The sequence below is a fragment of the Rouxiella silvae genome, assembly GCF_002093625.1.
Classification (GTDB): Bacteria; Pseudomonadota; Gammaproteobacteria; order Enterobacterales; family Enterobacteriaceae; genus Rouxiella; species Rouxiella silvae.
In genome coordinates, this window is the sequence record NZ_MRWD01000001.1 from 79704 (window position 1) to 94112 (window position 14409).

The following is a 14409-nucleotide window of genomic DNA, read 5'->3' on the forward strand; positions in this document are numbered from 1 at the left end:
TATCTGCCCTTCTTTGTTAATAAAAGTTGCAAGTAAACCCAGCTAATACAAAGACTAGCCTTCTGCAGCGATATCAACCTCAGTCTTTTCAATAGCCGGAAGCTCGGCAGCAAAGCCTCTCAGGCCGACCACGTGAACGTGCTCGGTATTTTGGAATACTTTACGCACCAACTTGTAAGTGGTGCCTTTCTCCGGGCTGATATTCTCCGGCGCAGCGATAATCAGCTGCATCTGTAGGCGGTCGCACAGCTCAAACAGCGTAGCGATCGACTTAGCATCCAAACGGGCGGCCTCATCAAGGAACAGCAGGCGGCAAGGTGAAATGTCTTTTCCGCGCAGGCGGCTCGACTCATCTTCCCAACTCTGCACGACCATGACCAGAATCGACATCCCGGTACCAATAGCTTCACCGGTTGACAGCGCCCCGCTCTCTGCGCGCAGCCAGCCGTCGGAACCACGGTTAACCTCAACTTCCATCTCGAGATAGTTGCGATAGTCCAACAGCTCTTCGCCAATGGTTTGCGGCGTACGCTGCCCCATATCAATCTGCGGATTCAGACGCTGATACAGCTTGGCCAACGCCTCCGAGAAGGTGAGGCGATTACTGGTGAACAAGTCTTGATGCTGCTCTTGCTGCTCTGAAAGCACGTCGAGTAGACCAGCATGAGCCTCACGCACGTTGACATTCAAGCGCACGCTTTTCACCTGTCCGAACGCGACGGCCTGTAATCCCTGGTTCAGCTGGCGGATACGATTTTGCTCACGCTGAATGGTTTTACGAATAATATTCGCCACGCTTTTTGAGCTAATCGCCAGCTGTTGCTCACGGGCAGTCAGCTCTTCAGTCAGTCGGCCTAGCTCGATTTCCATCTGTTCAATGGCTTCAACCGGATCGTCGGTGCGAATAATATCCTGACGTATGCGCTCGCGCAGATGCTGATAAACCGCAATGTAGAACTGAATTTTACGTTCGGGGCGTTTTGGATCTTCTGACATGCGCAGCACGTCACGAAGATGCTCATTATCCGCAACCGCCAAGCGCAGCGCACCCAGTGATTTATCCGACATTGAACGCAGCTCGTCGCCGTCCATGTAGGCCAGCTCGCGACGGTGCAGGCGGCGCTCAACGCCGTTGTCTTTTACCAGACGCATTACGGCACACCAGCCCGCCTTCGCGGTTACCACCTGTTCACGACTCTGATGATAGTCGCGCTCAAGCTTGCGCAGTTTCTTCTGCAGGTTGTCCATTTCGGCTTCGCAGAAGGTGATCTGTTTTTCGAGCTGATTACAGCGTGCGCGGTTGGTGCTGAGCAACTGATTCAGTTCATCACGACGTGCACGGGCGCGGGCTTCGGCATTCGGATCGGCCTGAACCCCGATGTCCTGCAGCTCCTGTCCCAGCTCTTTGAGCATGTCACGTTTGGCTTCAAACGAGCTTTTAAGTGAGGCCAAGACCTGGCTGTACTGCGTATACTGCGTTTGATGCTGGCGAACCTGCTCGCGAGCACGACTGCGCTCGCCTTCGGCGCTTTCGAGACGATGGCGCAGCTTGTCGTTCAAATCAGAGTTTTCGGTCAGCATGCCGGCAGAGTCGGTATAACCAAAGTGCGCACGACGCTGTACGACTTCCGTCAGGGCAAAGGCCTGCTGCTTGGCAAGACGCTGGCTGTGCTGCGCCAGCGCGTAGTCTTCTTTTAATTGCTCATGCTGTTCCGGGTCACTTTGCAGCACTGAAACCAGTGGCTCAAGTTTGGCCAGCGAAACGCCGTGCAATTGAATGAAACGCGCCGCGTCCTGCGCTTCGTCAAGCTCTTCGCGCAGTTCTTCAACCCGGTCAATGAGCGTTTCATCACACAGTAAACCGACGCGAGGCTGTAGCTTGTTGAGCAAGGCGGCGGCGTCTTTTGCCTGGTCGTACTGCTGACGTTGCTGCTGGTTCTGGCCTTCATGGGTATTCAATGCGCGTTCAAGCTCGCCGCGACGGCCGCTTAAGGCGCGGATATCCGCTTCCGGATCGGCATCAAAGGCAACCGCAAGATGGCTGCCGATAAAGCGGCTGAAAGCCTGATGCGAACGCTGAATTTTCTGAACGTCAAATGACAGATTGGCATAGCGCTCAGAGAGGTTTTCACGCTCTTTGTGCAGCACTTCGAGACGATTTTCACGGGCAGCGCGCCCAAACAGCGGCACTTCTGGATAGTGAGAATAGCGCCATTGACGATCGCCCGTTTTCACCAGCACCGCTTTTTGCATCTCTTCGACAGCAAAAACGCTGTCATCGAACGACTGCGGATCCCCTTCGATCAGATACAGGTCTTCAGGGCAGTCATCGAGTCCGTCGAGCTGGTCGCGAATGCGAGACAGGTCAGGAACGACAATCGCATGACGCGACGGGCCATACAGCGCAGAGAAGTAAGGCGCATCGTCGAGGGTCACATCGTCATAAATTTCGGACAGCAGAACGCCACCAAACCGTTCAGCGAGGGCAATCATCCGCGAATCTTCTGCACCGCTCGGCTGGCTCAGTCGGGTAATTTGGCCTTCAATTTTACGCTTGCGGGCCGCGACCTGGTCACGCTCAACCGTAGTGTCACGCTCCGTTTCAAGCAGCTGCTGCATGAATTCGGTGACCTGCTGGCTGTTTTCCAGTGGCTCTTTGCTCTGTTCACTCAGTTGGCTCAACGCGTCCTGTGCTGCTAGCCAAACGGGTGCACGGGCGGTCAACTCACGGATGCGAGACTGTATCTGCTCAAGCTCCTGACGCATTTCCATGCGGCGCTCACCGGCCTGGGAAACGGTGACTGAAAGCTCTTCAATTTGTACATCAAGTTCGCGCTGCAGCTCGTCGAGGTCTTCCGGCTGAACATCTTGACCGGTGCGCTTACAGAATTCTTGCAGCTGGCGTTCGGCGTCTTGCTGCTCGCGCAGGCGGTTTTCAAGCTCGGTCAAACGCATGCGTAACGGCTCAACGCGCTCAGCCTGATGCTGCTGAGAAGACCAGTCACGCAGCAGTTCACGGGCGGTTTGCCACGCGGCACTGCGGCTCACTTCACCGGCGATTTTTACTACCAGCTGATAGGCGTTTTCAAACTGACTGTGCGCGGCCTGCGCCACGCTCATTTTCTGTTCAAGCATCAGCAGTGTGTCGGTAGCTTCCAGCTCACGAGCGTGGAAAGTCTCGAGCCAGTCTTCACTATTTTCAAGCGCAAGGTCTGGCAACTGGCAAAGCTCGCGGGCGCGTTCAATCGCCTGCAACGCCTGTTGATATTGAATGGCGCGCGTTTGCTGCACGTCCAGTGCTTGCTGGTAATCCGCCAACTGGCTTTTCAGTTCGTCGACTTCAAGCTCGGCAGCTTCGGCGCGCGCTTCGTGTTCGGCGTGCAGTTCGCTGGCTTCGGCAACCACTTCATTTTGCTCTTCGAGGCGGTAAGTCAGCTCTTCCAAATCTGACTGGTAGCGCTCAATTTTTTCCTGCTGGCGCATGGCCGTTTGCACCAGATTCAGGTGGTCACTGGCAGCCTGATAATCAGTTTCTAGGTCACTCTGCGAACCGCTCTGCTCCGACAGCTCACGCGCCATCTCAACGTGGCGATACTGCTCGCTGGCCAGTTGTTTACGGCTGGTCAGCAGTTCATTGCGCAGCACCATCGCGCCGTCAAGATGAATGCGGCGCTCGTTAGCGTGGCGCATATAGTCCGCGGCAACATAGGAGGTGGCTTCCGAAATAAGGTGCTTAAACAGGTCGCGATCTGACTGCGTAACGCGAATGGCCTCGAGCGTCATGCGGTTTTCACGCAGCGCCGCCTCCATATCCTGGAAGGCTTTGCGCACACCGCTGTTTTCTGGCAACAAATAGTCGCGCAGCGAGCGAGTAATGGCGCTCGAGATCCCGCCGTACAGCGAGGCCTCAATCAGGCGATAAAACTTGCTGCGATCGGAGGCTGAACGAAGACGACGCGGGATAACGCCTAGGTCAAACATCAGCGAGTGGTAATCGGTGATGGAGTTGAACTGCTTGAACTGCACCCCTTCCATCTCTTCGACGCGCTCTTTCAGCTCCTGCAAAGACAACACGCGAGCCTGACGTTCACCGACGGTTTCAGTGAGGATCTCAGTCGGCTGAACGGAGGTTGGCAGCCCCTGAATGGTAAAAGGTTTGATGTCGACTTTACGGTCGCGACCGGCAACCTGCTGCAAGCGCACGCCGACAATTACGCGCTGATGGCGCGAGTTGACGACGTCTAGCGTCGAATAACACACGCCTGCGCGCAGCTTACCGTGCAGACCTTTATCACGGGAGCCGGAGGTGGCACCGGCTTCGGTGGTGTTACGAAAGTGCAGCAAGGTCAAGTCAGGGATCAGTGCCGTAACGAACGCGGCCATGGTGGTTGACTTACCGGCTCCGTTGCCGCCGGAAAGTGTGGTAACCAGCGCATCGAGGTCAAAGGTTCTGGCAAAAAAACCGTTCCAGTTGACCAGCGTCAGTGAGCGAAATTTACCGCGTTCAATCATTCCTGTTCATCCTCTACAGCTTCTGGCCCATTGTCTGCCTGCGCTTCGCTCTCGTCGTTTTCATCATTGAGCGACAGGCTGTTTTCAATTGGCATCGCTTCGCCATCGCGGATCATACGCAGCTGCGCTTCCCGCGCGTCGTCACCGCTGCGAACGTCTGCTCCAAAGCGGAACACGGCTTCGGTAATTCTAAACTTGGTGCTGTCAGCGCCCATAAAATAAACCATGCCAAGTCGGCGCAGTCGGTTAAGCGAAGTTCTGACTTTTTCCTGAAGTTTTTGTCTGTCGAGATCTGAACCGGTAGAGCGCTGGTTGACGTATTTCAGCAGCTTGCTTTCATCAGCCAAACTCAGCAATTCATCATATAACTCTTGCTGAGTAAAAATGCCTTCATGCGCCAGACGCTCTGGGCTAAGGTACAGATAACAAAGAATTTTTCCGACCATCATGTCCAGTTCTGATAATACAGAGCGTGGAATAAGCGTGGTTGAACGCGGACGAAGATAGAAGAAACCCTCAGGTGCGCGGATCAGCTCAACGCTGTAACGGCTGTAAAAAAGTTCGATTTCATCCTGATAATCCATCAGGAAAGCGTGATTATCTAATTCATCAATACCGATATGACGGCCAGAGCGAAGCTGACTGTCAAGAGCCGGAAACAGGGAATTAGCCAACGCCTGTGCCAGCTTGGCTGGCATTATTTGTTCAATATTTGTCGATGACATGGGCCTGCACCTTGGCTCCGTAATCATTGATTGCCTGCCACTGTGCCGGCAACCCTGAAAAATCTGCTTCAGCCACACCGAGGCGTACTGCCTGGTCGACCATGATTCGCGCCACATCAAAATGTCGCACGCGTGGATACTGTTCGAGATAATCGCGCATCACCAATCCTAGATTCAGCGGTACTTTATCCTGCTGATACACCAGCAGGGCTTTCTCAATCAGCGCCGCCAGCTGTTCGCGGATTTCGCTAAACTCTTCAAACTCGAGGTCTTCCGGCAGTTCACCGGTCACTTCATCACTGCGCAGCGCCAGCTCTTCGTCACGCATATCGAGTAAACGATCGGCATTAGCAAAGGTCAACGTCCACGGACTGTCAAAATAGTTTTGCACCGACAGGCGTAAACGTTGCGCAAATACGCGATTTTTATCCATGTCGATGGCGGTACGAATAAATTTGTGCACGTGGCGATCGTAACCAATCCACAGGTCGATAGCCTGCTGTCCCCAACTGGTAATGCGGTCGAGTTTATTCTGCAGGTCGTACACCAACTTATCGATAAAGCCCAGCTCTTGCGGGCCGGTCAGGGTGGCATCCTGAATACGCAGCAGGTGGGCCTGCAGCAGGTCTCCCGCCGCTTCCAGCGTATCCTGAAGTTCGCGCAGCGTACCCGAAGTTTCGGATAACAGCAGTTCACAGCTGGAAATCGCCGCACGCCAGTCTTTGCTTAACAACGCCGCGATGTCATCTTTCACGCCCTGCTGCTGTTCGTCCATAATGCGCTGCGTCATGTCAATACTGTCGAAAATCTCGGCGACGGAGTATTTCAGCGGGGCGAAAACATTGCGATGCCAGTGGAACTCGTCACCGCCTTCATCGGCAGCATCGGCCGCGCGCTTGAGCTCCTGGGCAACGATAGACAGCTGCATCGATAAACGCAGCGTCGAAAACTCGCGCTGGCGAATGTAGTAATCGGTAATTCCGATACCTAGTGGGGTTAAACGATAAATGGCGTTGCCGTCTGCCAGTTCACTGACAAAACGGTTAAGCAAACGTTGGCGCACCATATCATTGATGGCATTGTTGGCACGCACGGTGATGGTTTCGTTGGTTTGCTCAAACCCCTTACTGACGTGGCGAAACGCGTCAATCAGTTCGCCTTCGCTCATCTCTCCATCTAGACGCTCACCATTGAGTGTGGCAATCGCCAGAAGAAAGGCCAGTCGCTCCGTCGGCAATGAAATTGAGAAATCATTTTTACGTGCCCAGGCGACCAGTTCAGGGACGGTCTGGGAAAACTCACTCATAATTCGTCCTTCCGATCGGGTTTGTGCGCCATCACGTGGATGTAGCGCCCCAAACTAACAAAAGGCTCCTGTCGGCAATAACGCTGTTCCAGCGCCAGAAGCTCGTCAAAATCCTGTTTATGCTGTTGCCTGTTCCGCAGATAATCATGGAAAACCCTTACACCGGTCTTACCTGTTATCCGTAAATCCAACTGTTCCAACCACTGGTACACCTGATTAGGTTCCAGTGGATGGTCGGGCAGCAACGAGCTTTTTTTTATTTTGGGTAACCCTGCGTCGACGTGGCCAAAATTACCCAGCACCATATGGCGCATCACTAAACCGTTGACGTTATAAAACATCAAAGAAAGTGCGCCGCCCGGTAACAGGCAGTCGATTAATGCTTTAAGTGCTTCTTGCGGTTCGGCCAGCCATTCAATTACAGCATGAAACAATATCAGATCAACCGGCTGTTCCAAATACTGTGCGATGTCTTGAGCGGGACATTGTACGAATTGCATGTTGTCGCTCACACCTTTTTCGGCAGCAGCGGCCTTTGCCCGCTTGATCATCTCACCGGAAAGATCGCACAACAATACCTGATGTCCTAAAGCGGCCAATTCACAGGCCATTTGCCCTTCACCACCACCCGCATCGAGTATACGCAAAGGACGCTGTGGAAGCTCGGTTAAAAGCCCACGTAAATCTTGCCCAAGTACTGCCTGGCGAATAAGTCCTTTGGTCGTGCCGTAGATATTGCGAGAAAATTTCTCCGCCATATCATCGAAATTGCGACCCTGTGGCGAGGGCTCTTCCACCACTGTACGTTTTTTTTTGCTCAACTTTTTGTTTTACCAATAGGTATAGGAACCGGTTATGCTGCTATTTTGGCACAGGCTGGCCTAGAATAAATCATCCTGACCGAGAATCTCGCCCGGATGCCGTTTTTTCACCCAAAAGAGACGATTATCTGATGTTTTTCACCCTAAAAAAGTTTGTCGGCGGCCTGCTGATGCCCTTGCCGCTTTTACTGATAATCATGGCGATAGCGCTGATTCTGCTCTGGTTTAGTCGAAGGCAAAAAACGGGAAAAGTGATATTTTTGGTCGGTTGGCTGCTGCTGGGGCTATTGAGCCTTCAACCGGTGGCCGACAGTCTGCTCCGTCCGCTGGAAAACACCTATCCAACCTATCACGGCGGGACTCAGCTTAAATACGTCGTGGTGCTGGGCGGAGGTTATACTTACAACCCGCAGTGGGCACCGAGTTCGAATTTAATTAATAACAGCTTACCCAGAGTCACTGAAGGAATAAGAATTTATTTAATGAATCCGGGGTCAAAACTTATTTTTACCGGTGCAGCAGCCCCCGGTAACCCGGTGAGTAGTGCAGCAACGGCGGCAAAAGTAGCTGAAAGCCTGGGTGTACCGGCAACAGATATTATCACTCTCGACCAGCCACGAGACACACATCAGGAAGCTGAGCAGGTAGCGCAGCGCATTGGTCACCAGACTTTTGCACTGGTAACGTCGGCCAATCATCTGCCGCGCGCGATGGTATTTTTTCAAGAGCAAGGTTTGGCCCCTGTTCCGGCGCCCGCCAATCAGTTGGCAATAGACTCACCGCTCAATATCTGGGAACAAGCCGTGCCGCAGTCTCTCTACTTAGCCCATTCAGAACGCGCCTGGTATGAAACGCTGGGGCGAATTTGGCAGTATTTCACCGGTAAAACGGCGCCTGTGCAGCAAGAAAATTCAGCTTCTGAATAAAAAATTAAGGCCACTGAGTGAAGAGTGGCCTTTTTTGGCAGACAGCGCTTACTTAGAAGCAAAGAATGCGCGGACACGTTCCAGATCTTCAGGCGTATCAACGCCAACAGATGGAATGGCTTTGGCAACGGCAACGTGAATTTTTTCGCCGTACCACAACACACGCAGCTGCTCGAGAAGTTCAATTTTCTCAAGTGCGCTAGGCTCCCAAGTCACGTAACGACGCACAAAACCCGCGCGGTAGGCATAAATACCAATGTGACGCAGGAAGGTTTCACCGACGGTTTCTTTTGAACGAGCAAAGCGCTCGCGGTCCCACGGGATGGTAGCGCGTGAGAAATAGAGCGCGAATCCCTGTGCGTCCATCACCACTTTTACGGCGTTGGGATTAAAGGCCTCTTCAGCGTCTTCAATCGGCACCGCCAACGTGGCCATTCCAGCACCGCACTGAGCCAAATTCTCTGCAACCTGACGCACGATCACCGGTGGAATAAGCGGCTCATCACCCTGTAAGTTAACAATAATTTCATCGTCGGCAAAGCCGCAAAGCTCGATAACCTCAGCCAAACGCTCAGTACCCGACTGATGATCGGGACGCGTCATGCAAACTTCACCCCCGGCCGCTTCAACGGCAGTCTTCACATCCGGATGATCGGTCGCCACGATGACGCGTTTGGCTCCGGATTCACGAGCACGTTCCATCACGTGTACGATCATCGGCTTGCCATTAATATCGGCCAGCGGTTTACCGGGCAATCGGCTTGAAGCGTAGCGAGCAGGAATAATGGCAATAAAACTCATGGGTGGATCTCGTCAGCAGAGAGAGAACGGGCTTCTACTTCGAGTAGCACGGGAATGCCGTCGCGAACTGGATAGGCCAGACCGTCGGCTTTGCACACCAGTTCTTGAGATTCTTTATTGAAGTACAATTTGCCATTGCAAACAGGGCAAGCAACGATTTCGAGCAAACGATGGTCCATAGTTCCTCCTTGAGGCGTAGATAGAGCACTCATTCTGCGTCTATAAAAACGGACAGCAGCCAAGTCATTATGGTGACAGAGAATAGCACAGCCCCCACCTGCCGTTAACTGTCGTAGCTCAAGAAGTTTACGCCTGGATATTGCGAAATACAGAGGTCAGGCGTATGATTTTTATGTGACACAGATCACATAAATTCACCATTCAAAGAGACAAAAAATGAAAGTTTTCCACAAAATCATCGCTTTGTTCGCCAACTTCAGCAATTAATGCTGTACGGCGAAACGTAAACGGCTGCCGAATGCAGCCGTTTTCTATTTAAGCTATCAAAAAACCTGCTTCTACTCGATTAAACTCCACCCCTCTCCCCAAAGCTGTGCTAATTCAGCAGGAATATTACCTAATTTTACCTGACTGGCTCCCTGCCAACGAGCAAAACGGCTTATTGCATCCGCGACGTCCTTAGCACGACGAGATCCTACTGCCCCCCCCTTTTCGAGGTGCAGACTTTTGATCTCCAAAATGCTCTCTTTGCGGTGCATTTTGGCATCGGTTCGCCCAATGATTTCACCACGATTAAGAATAGGTAAGGTGAAGTAACCGTATTTACGCTTGGACTCAGGGGTATAACACTCTATGCGATAATCAAAATTAAACAACTCGAGCGCTCTTTTTCGATCCCACACCACGGGATCAAAGGGCGAGAGCAAGGTGGTAACGGTAGAGATGATTTTTCCACTCGCGGTTTCATTGAGCAAACTGAAGCATGACTGATGGACATACATGGGTGTCTCGATCCCTATCACCTCCACCTCAGTGATCAATCCAGCTTCCAACAACCTGGCAGTAAGTTTTTTAGCATTCACGCGTTTTAGACGGTAGTAGTCTGCTAACCATTCGATTTTGAATATACCCAACGCCTGGGCTGAACGGCAAAGCATTTCAAACTCGGCCTCTTCTTTGCTCAGCGTATGGGTTGCATCGTCCCACTGTGGCAGCACATTTTCACGAAGATCGTATACACGATGAAAATTACGCCTTTCAACTACCATCAGATCGCCGCGGGTAAACAGTGTTTCAAGATGCTTTTTATGCGGTTTCCAGTCCCACCAGCCGCTGGTTGCACGCTTTTCTGCCTTGAAATCTGCCGATCTTACTGGGCCGTTGGTTGAAATATGTTTAAGCAAAGCCTGAATGTCGGTCTGATGTTCGTCGAACCACGCCTGATTGAACTTCCATCCCATTTTATCTGGGTCAAGCATACGATGACGCAGCAGTCGATAGTCTTCTATAGGAATGAAGCAGGCTTCATGGGCCCAGTATTCAAAGATTTTTTGCTCAAACAGCGTGGACTCAAGCCACTCGGCGGGGTACTCACCCAAACGAATAAAAAGCACCAGATAAGGACTGCGGGCGACGACGCTAATAGTATCGATTTGCAGCAACGCCATACGCCGTATAGCTGAAAGTAGACAGTCAGGAGTTGCCAGGGTTTTTAACGGATATTGGAGTTGTTGCGCGGCGAGGTGAAGCGTGCGCGCTGCTTGGAGAGTAATACGTGGATTTGGCATATCGATATCCGTCAAACAGTTAGTAGGCGGATATCGATAACACATTTTAATCAGGGGGTAAAATGTACCGCCGCTGATTGTGGCTTAGTAGGCGATAACGTCCGCTGCCGCCGGGCCATGAGTCGAACTATTATAAATGGTGAACTCTACACTTTGACCAGCATTCAACGATTTGTTACGCGTATTCGCAATGGAAGTACGGCTGACATAAATTTCGGAAGAACCGTCGAGTGGAGAAATGAAACCATAGCCTTTAGCCTGATTAAACCATTTAACTAAACCCATTTTTAACATCATAATTTTATTTCCTTTTTTCGGGCATCCATGACAACGCTTTTTTATTATTGTTCGGATGCGCTTGCCCATACTAAAGTTGTTCTTATAAAAAACCCTCTAATGAGCATATTAAATCCTGCCGTTATTGGCAGGCGATAGCTTTGAGTGTAGCACCCTAGGCGATTTATGTTGTTGAATTGGACAACAATTACAATAAATCGTTCAGGTAACCTAACACATCACGTTGTGCCATAAGGCATCGGGGCCGTTTTTCAGAAAAATTACTTATGGAAGGTACTTCGAAGGTTCGTCTTTGTAGCGGAATCAAACTTTTTGGCAAGTCAAACTTTGGCGAGTCAAACAATAAAGATAACGTTTGGGAGGAACTGTCACTGCTAAGGTTAGCGGCACTTGCGGCTAACGATACTGTACATACTCATAAATAGCTCTGCATTCACAGGCCGTACTGCATTAACTCATAAATTGTGATGAAGGTCAAGTTTTAAACAGGCCTATCTTATCTAATCAGCCTTTTGATGGCACCAATGCGTTGATACGCTCAAGCAATTTCAAAGAGTCTGGTTGCGAAAGATGCGCATCGACCGGCAGATACCACCAGGTAGACTGGGCAAAGCTGCGGCACTTTACTGCATCTTTTTCGGTCATAAGCAGCGTTTGTTTCTCATCGGTCAGCGCACCAAGCTGTTCGAGCTGGTAAGCTTGGTGGTCGGCAAAGGGAATTTCTTTTTCAGCTTTAACCCCTAGTTGGCTCAGTGTCGCGAAAAAGCGAGGAGGATGGCCAATGCCGGCCATTGCCACAACATGGGTTAACAACTCAGCCTTGCATTTCTCACCGGTCAGCAAATTTACCGCATCTCCCGCCTGAAGCAGCATGCCGATTTCATTGCCCTGCCCTTTACCATTACCGTTCACAATAACTGCGTCGACACTCTGTAATCTTGAGGCCCTTTCTCGCATAGGCCCGGCGGGGAGCCAGTGACCGTTACCGAAACGCCGCACGCCGTCGATCACCACAATTTCAAAATCACGCTGCAGGGCATAATGCTGTAAACCATCGTCGGTCACAATAATATCTAGCGCCGAGGCTTTCAACAGCGCGTTTACTGCCTCTGAACGAATGGGGGAAACCGCCACCGGCGCACCTGTGCGCTGAAAAATGAGCACAGGTTCGTCACCGGCCTGCGACGTGGTAGTGGCAGAATTCAACACCAAAGGGTAGCTTTCCGCTTTGCCTCCATAGCCGCGGGAAACCACGCCAACGCGCAGTCCACGCTGCTGCAACTGCTCGACAAGCCAGATAACGACCGGTGTTTTACCATTGCCACCGGCGGTGAGATTGCCCACCACCACGACGGGAACCGGTGCTCGCCAGCTTTTCTTCCACCCTTTTTTATAACTATAACGCAGCACTAGCGAGACTATTCCGTACAGCCAGCTGAAGGGCAGCAACAGCAGATAAAGTGCGGATTGCCCCGACCAGATGCGCTCAATCATTGGCCAAACTGCATCCGATGAAGTTGAGCATAGGCCCCGTGCAGTGCGATCAGCTCATCGTGAGCGCCACGCTCTACCACTTTCCCATCCTCAATGACCAAAATTTGATCGGCTTTCTCAATGGTAGAAAGACGGTGTGCAATGACCAGTGAAGTACGGTTCTTCTGCAGTTCATCGAGTGCCGACTGAATCGCCCGCTCAGACTCGGTATCCAGCGCCGAGGTTGCTTCGTCCAGAATCAAGACCGGAGAGTCACGCAGCAATGCGCGAGCAATTGCAATACGCTGGCGCTGTCCACCGGAAAGCAGCACACCGTTTTCACCAATAATGGTATCAATGCCGTTTTCCATCTTGTTGATGAAGTCCATCGCGTGCGCCATGGTCGCGGCCTTAATAACGTCCTCGCGGCTATACTTTTCAGTACGCGCATAGGCGATGTTGTTGGCAATGGTATCGTTAAACAGATGAACGTTTTGCGACACCAGCGCAACCTGGTCACGTAGCGACGACAGCGTATACTCACGCAGGTCGTGTCCGTCGAGTAAAATCTCGCCCTGCTGAATGTCGTAGAAACGGGTCATCAGATTGGCAATGGTCGATTTACCCGAACCAGAGCGCCCCACTAATGCCACCGTTTTACCCGCCGGAATATCGAAAGAGATATCTTTCAGGGCCGGTTTCTCGCTGCTACCGTAACTAAAGGTGACATGTTTAAATTCAATATCGCCTTTGGCACGTTCAATAGTGCGTGAGCCTTCATCTTTCTCTTGTTCCATATCGAGGATAGAGAAAAGAGTCTGACAGGCCGCCATGCCGCGCTGGAACTGAGCGTTGACGTTGGTCAATGATTTTAGCGGACGCATCAGCGCAATCATTGAAGAGAAGACCACGGTGATAGTACCGGCAGTTAACGTTTCCATTACTGACGGGAAGCTGGCGGCGTAGAGCACAAATGCCAACGCCAGTGAGGCAATCAACTGAATAATCGGGTCAGAAATCGACGAGGCAGAAACCAAACGCATACCTTGACGGCGCATATGATTGCTGACTTTATCAAAACGTTCGGTTTCAATCGCCTGACCACCAAAAATCAGCACCTCTTTATGCCCTTTCAGCATTTGTTCTGCGCTAGTGGTCACCTGACCCATGGTGTTCTGCATGTTTTTACTGATATTACGAAAACGCTTGGACACCACGCGGATCACAATAGAAACGATAGGCGCGATAACAACCAAGATCACCGACAGCTGCCAGCTGTAGTAAAACATCATGATAAACAGGCCAATGATCGACGCACCTTCGCGCACCACGGTAACCAGCGCGCTTGAGGACGAGGACGCAACCTGCTCTGAATCGTAAGTAATTCGCGACAACAGAGTACCGGTGGACTGCTGGTCAAAGAACGACACAGGCATTCTCATCATGTGACCAAACAGGCGGCGCCGCATCTGCATAACCACTTTGCCTGAAACCCAAGAGATGCAGTAACTGGACACATATCCGCTGACGCCGCGAACCAGCATCAGACCAATAACCACCAGCGGCATCCACATCAGGATTGAGCGGTCAGTTTTACCAAAACCATCATCCAAGAGGGGCTTGAGCAGCGATAGCATGAGCGTATCACCGGCGGCATTGACCACCAGCGCGATAGCTGCGGCGATAAGCCCAGCCTTAAAAGGTGTGATCATCGGCCAGAGGCGACGGAATGTCTGCCAGGTGGAGAGATCTTTATCATTAATCATGCAATTAACCAGCAGCGATATAAACAGCGGCCCA

11 protein-coding genes are annotated in these 14409 nt (G+C 51.7%); 1 reads left to right on the forward strand and 10 read right to left on the reverse strand.

Annotation, left to right across the window (positions count from 1 at the left end; all coding sequences use genetic code 11):
* Positions 1-54: 54 nt before the first annotated feature.
* From mukB to cmoM, 4 genes are read right to left on the reverse strand one after another with little or no spacing between them, the layout of a single operon-like run.
* Positions 55-4512 carry a chromosome partition protein MukB gene (gene mukB / locus BS639_RS00385; protein ID WP_055777962.1) on the reverse strand — a complete coding sequence of 1486 codons (4458 nt, stop codon included), beginning with the start codon at positions 4510-4512 and terminating at the stop codon, positions 55-57.
* Positions 4509-5237 (reverse strand): chromosome partition protein MukE, encoded by a 729-nt coding sequence (mukE, locus tag BS639_RS00390; RefSeq protein WP_084981948.1) that lies wholly within the window; start codon positions 5235-5237, stop codon positions 4509-4511. Before mukE ends, mukB begins: the two co-directional genes overlap by 4 nt.
* Positions 5218-6543, reverse strand: coding sequence for a chromosome partition protein MukF (mukF, locus tag BS639_RS00395; RefSeq protein WP_055777956.1), 1326 nt, complete (start codon positions 6541-6543; stop codon positions 5218-5220). Before mukF ends, mukE begins: the two co-directional genes overlap by 20 nt.
* Positions 6540-7364 carry a tRNA uridine 5-oxyacetic acid(34) methyltransferase CmoM gene (gene cmoM, locus BS639_RS00400; protein ID WP_072156458.1) on the reverse strand — a complete coding sequence of 275 codons (825 nt, stop codon included), beginning with the start codon at positions 7362-7364 and terminating at the stop codon, positions 6540-6542. The genes mukF and cmoM overlap by 4 nt, the downstream gene beginning before the upstream one ends.
* A gap of 131 nt (positions 7365-7495) precedes the next feature.
* Here cmoM and elyC point away from each other — a divergent pair, with 131 nt between their 5' ends.
* Positions 7496-8290, forward strand: a complete 795-nt coding sequence (gene elyC / locus BS639_RS00405) for an envelope biogenesis factor ElyC (RefSeq protein WP_084981949.1) — start codon at positions 7496-7498, stop codon at positions 8288-8290.
* 48 nt (positions 8291-8338) lie between these two features.
* Here elyC and kdsB read toward each other — a convergent pair whose 3' ends face one another.
* From kdsB to msbA, 6 genes are all read right to left on the reverse strand, one after another.
* Positions 8339-9091, reverse strand: a complete 753-nt coding sequence (gene kdsB / locus BS639_RS00410; protein ID WP_055777950.1) for a 3-deoxy-manno-octulosonate cytidylyltransferase — start codon at positions 9089-9091, stop codon at positions 8339-8341.
* On the reverse strand, positions 9088-9270 hold the full coding sequence (locus BS639_RS00415) for a Trm112 family protein (RefSeq protein ID WP_009636632.1): 183 nt from the start codon (positions 9268-9270) through the stop codon (positions 9088-9090). The genes kdsB and BS639_RS00415 overlap by 4 nt, the downstream gene beginning before the upstream one ends.
* A gap of 339 nt (positions 9271-9609) precedes the next feature.
* Entirely contained in the window at positions 9610-10839 is a 1230-nt protein-coding gene (locus tag BS639_RS00420) for a winged helix-turn-helix domain-containing protein (RefSeq protein ID WP_084981950.1), read from the reverse strand.
* 84 nt (positions 10840-10923) lie between these two features.
* Positions 10924-11136 (reverse strand): cold-shock protein, encoded by a 213-nt coding sequence (locus tag BS639_RS00425; RefSeq protein ID WP_055777944.1) that lies wholly within the window; start codon positions 11134-11136, stop codon positions 10924-10926.
* Positions 11137-11640: 504 nt separating this feature from the next.
* Positions 11641-12630, reverse strand: coding sequence for a tetraacyldisaccharide 4'-kinase (gene lpxK / locus BS639_RS00430; protein WP_084981951.1), 990 nt, complete (start codon positions 12628-12630; stop codon positions 11641-11643).
* A complete protein-coding gene (msbA, locus tag BS639_RS00435; protein ID WP_055777937.1) occupies positions 12627-14375 on the reverse strand; it encodes a lipid A ABC transporter ATP-binding protein/permease MsbA in 1749 nt (582 codons plus the stop codon). The genes lpxK and msbA overlap by 4 nt, the downstream gene beginning before the upstream one ends.
* Positions 14376-14409 lie beyond the last annotated feature (34 nt).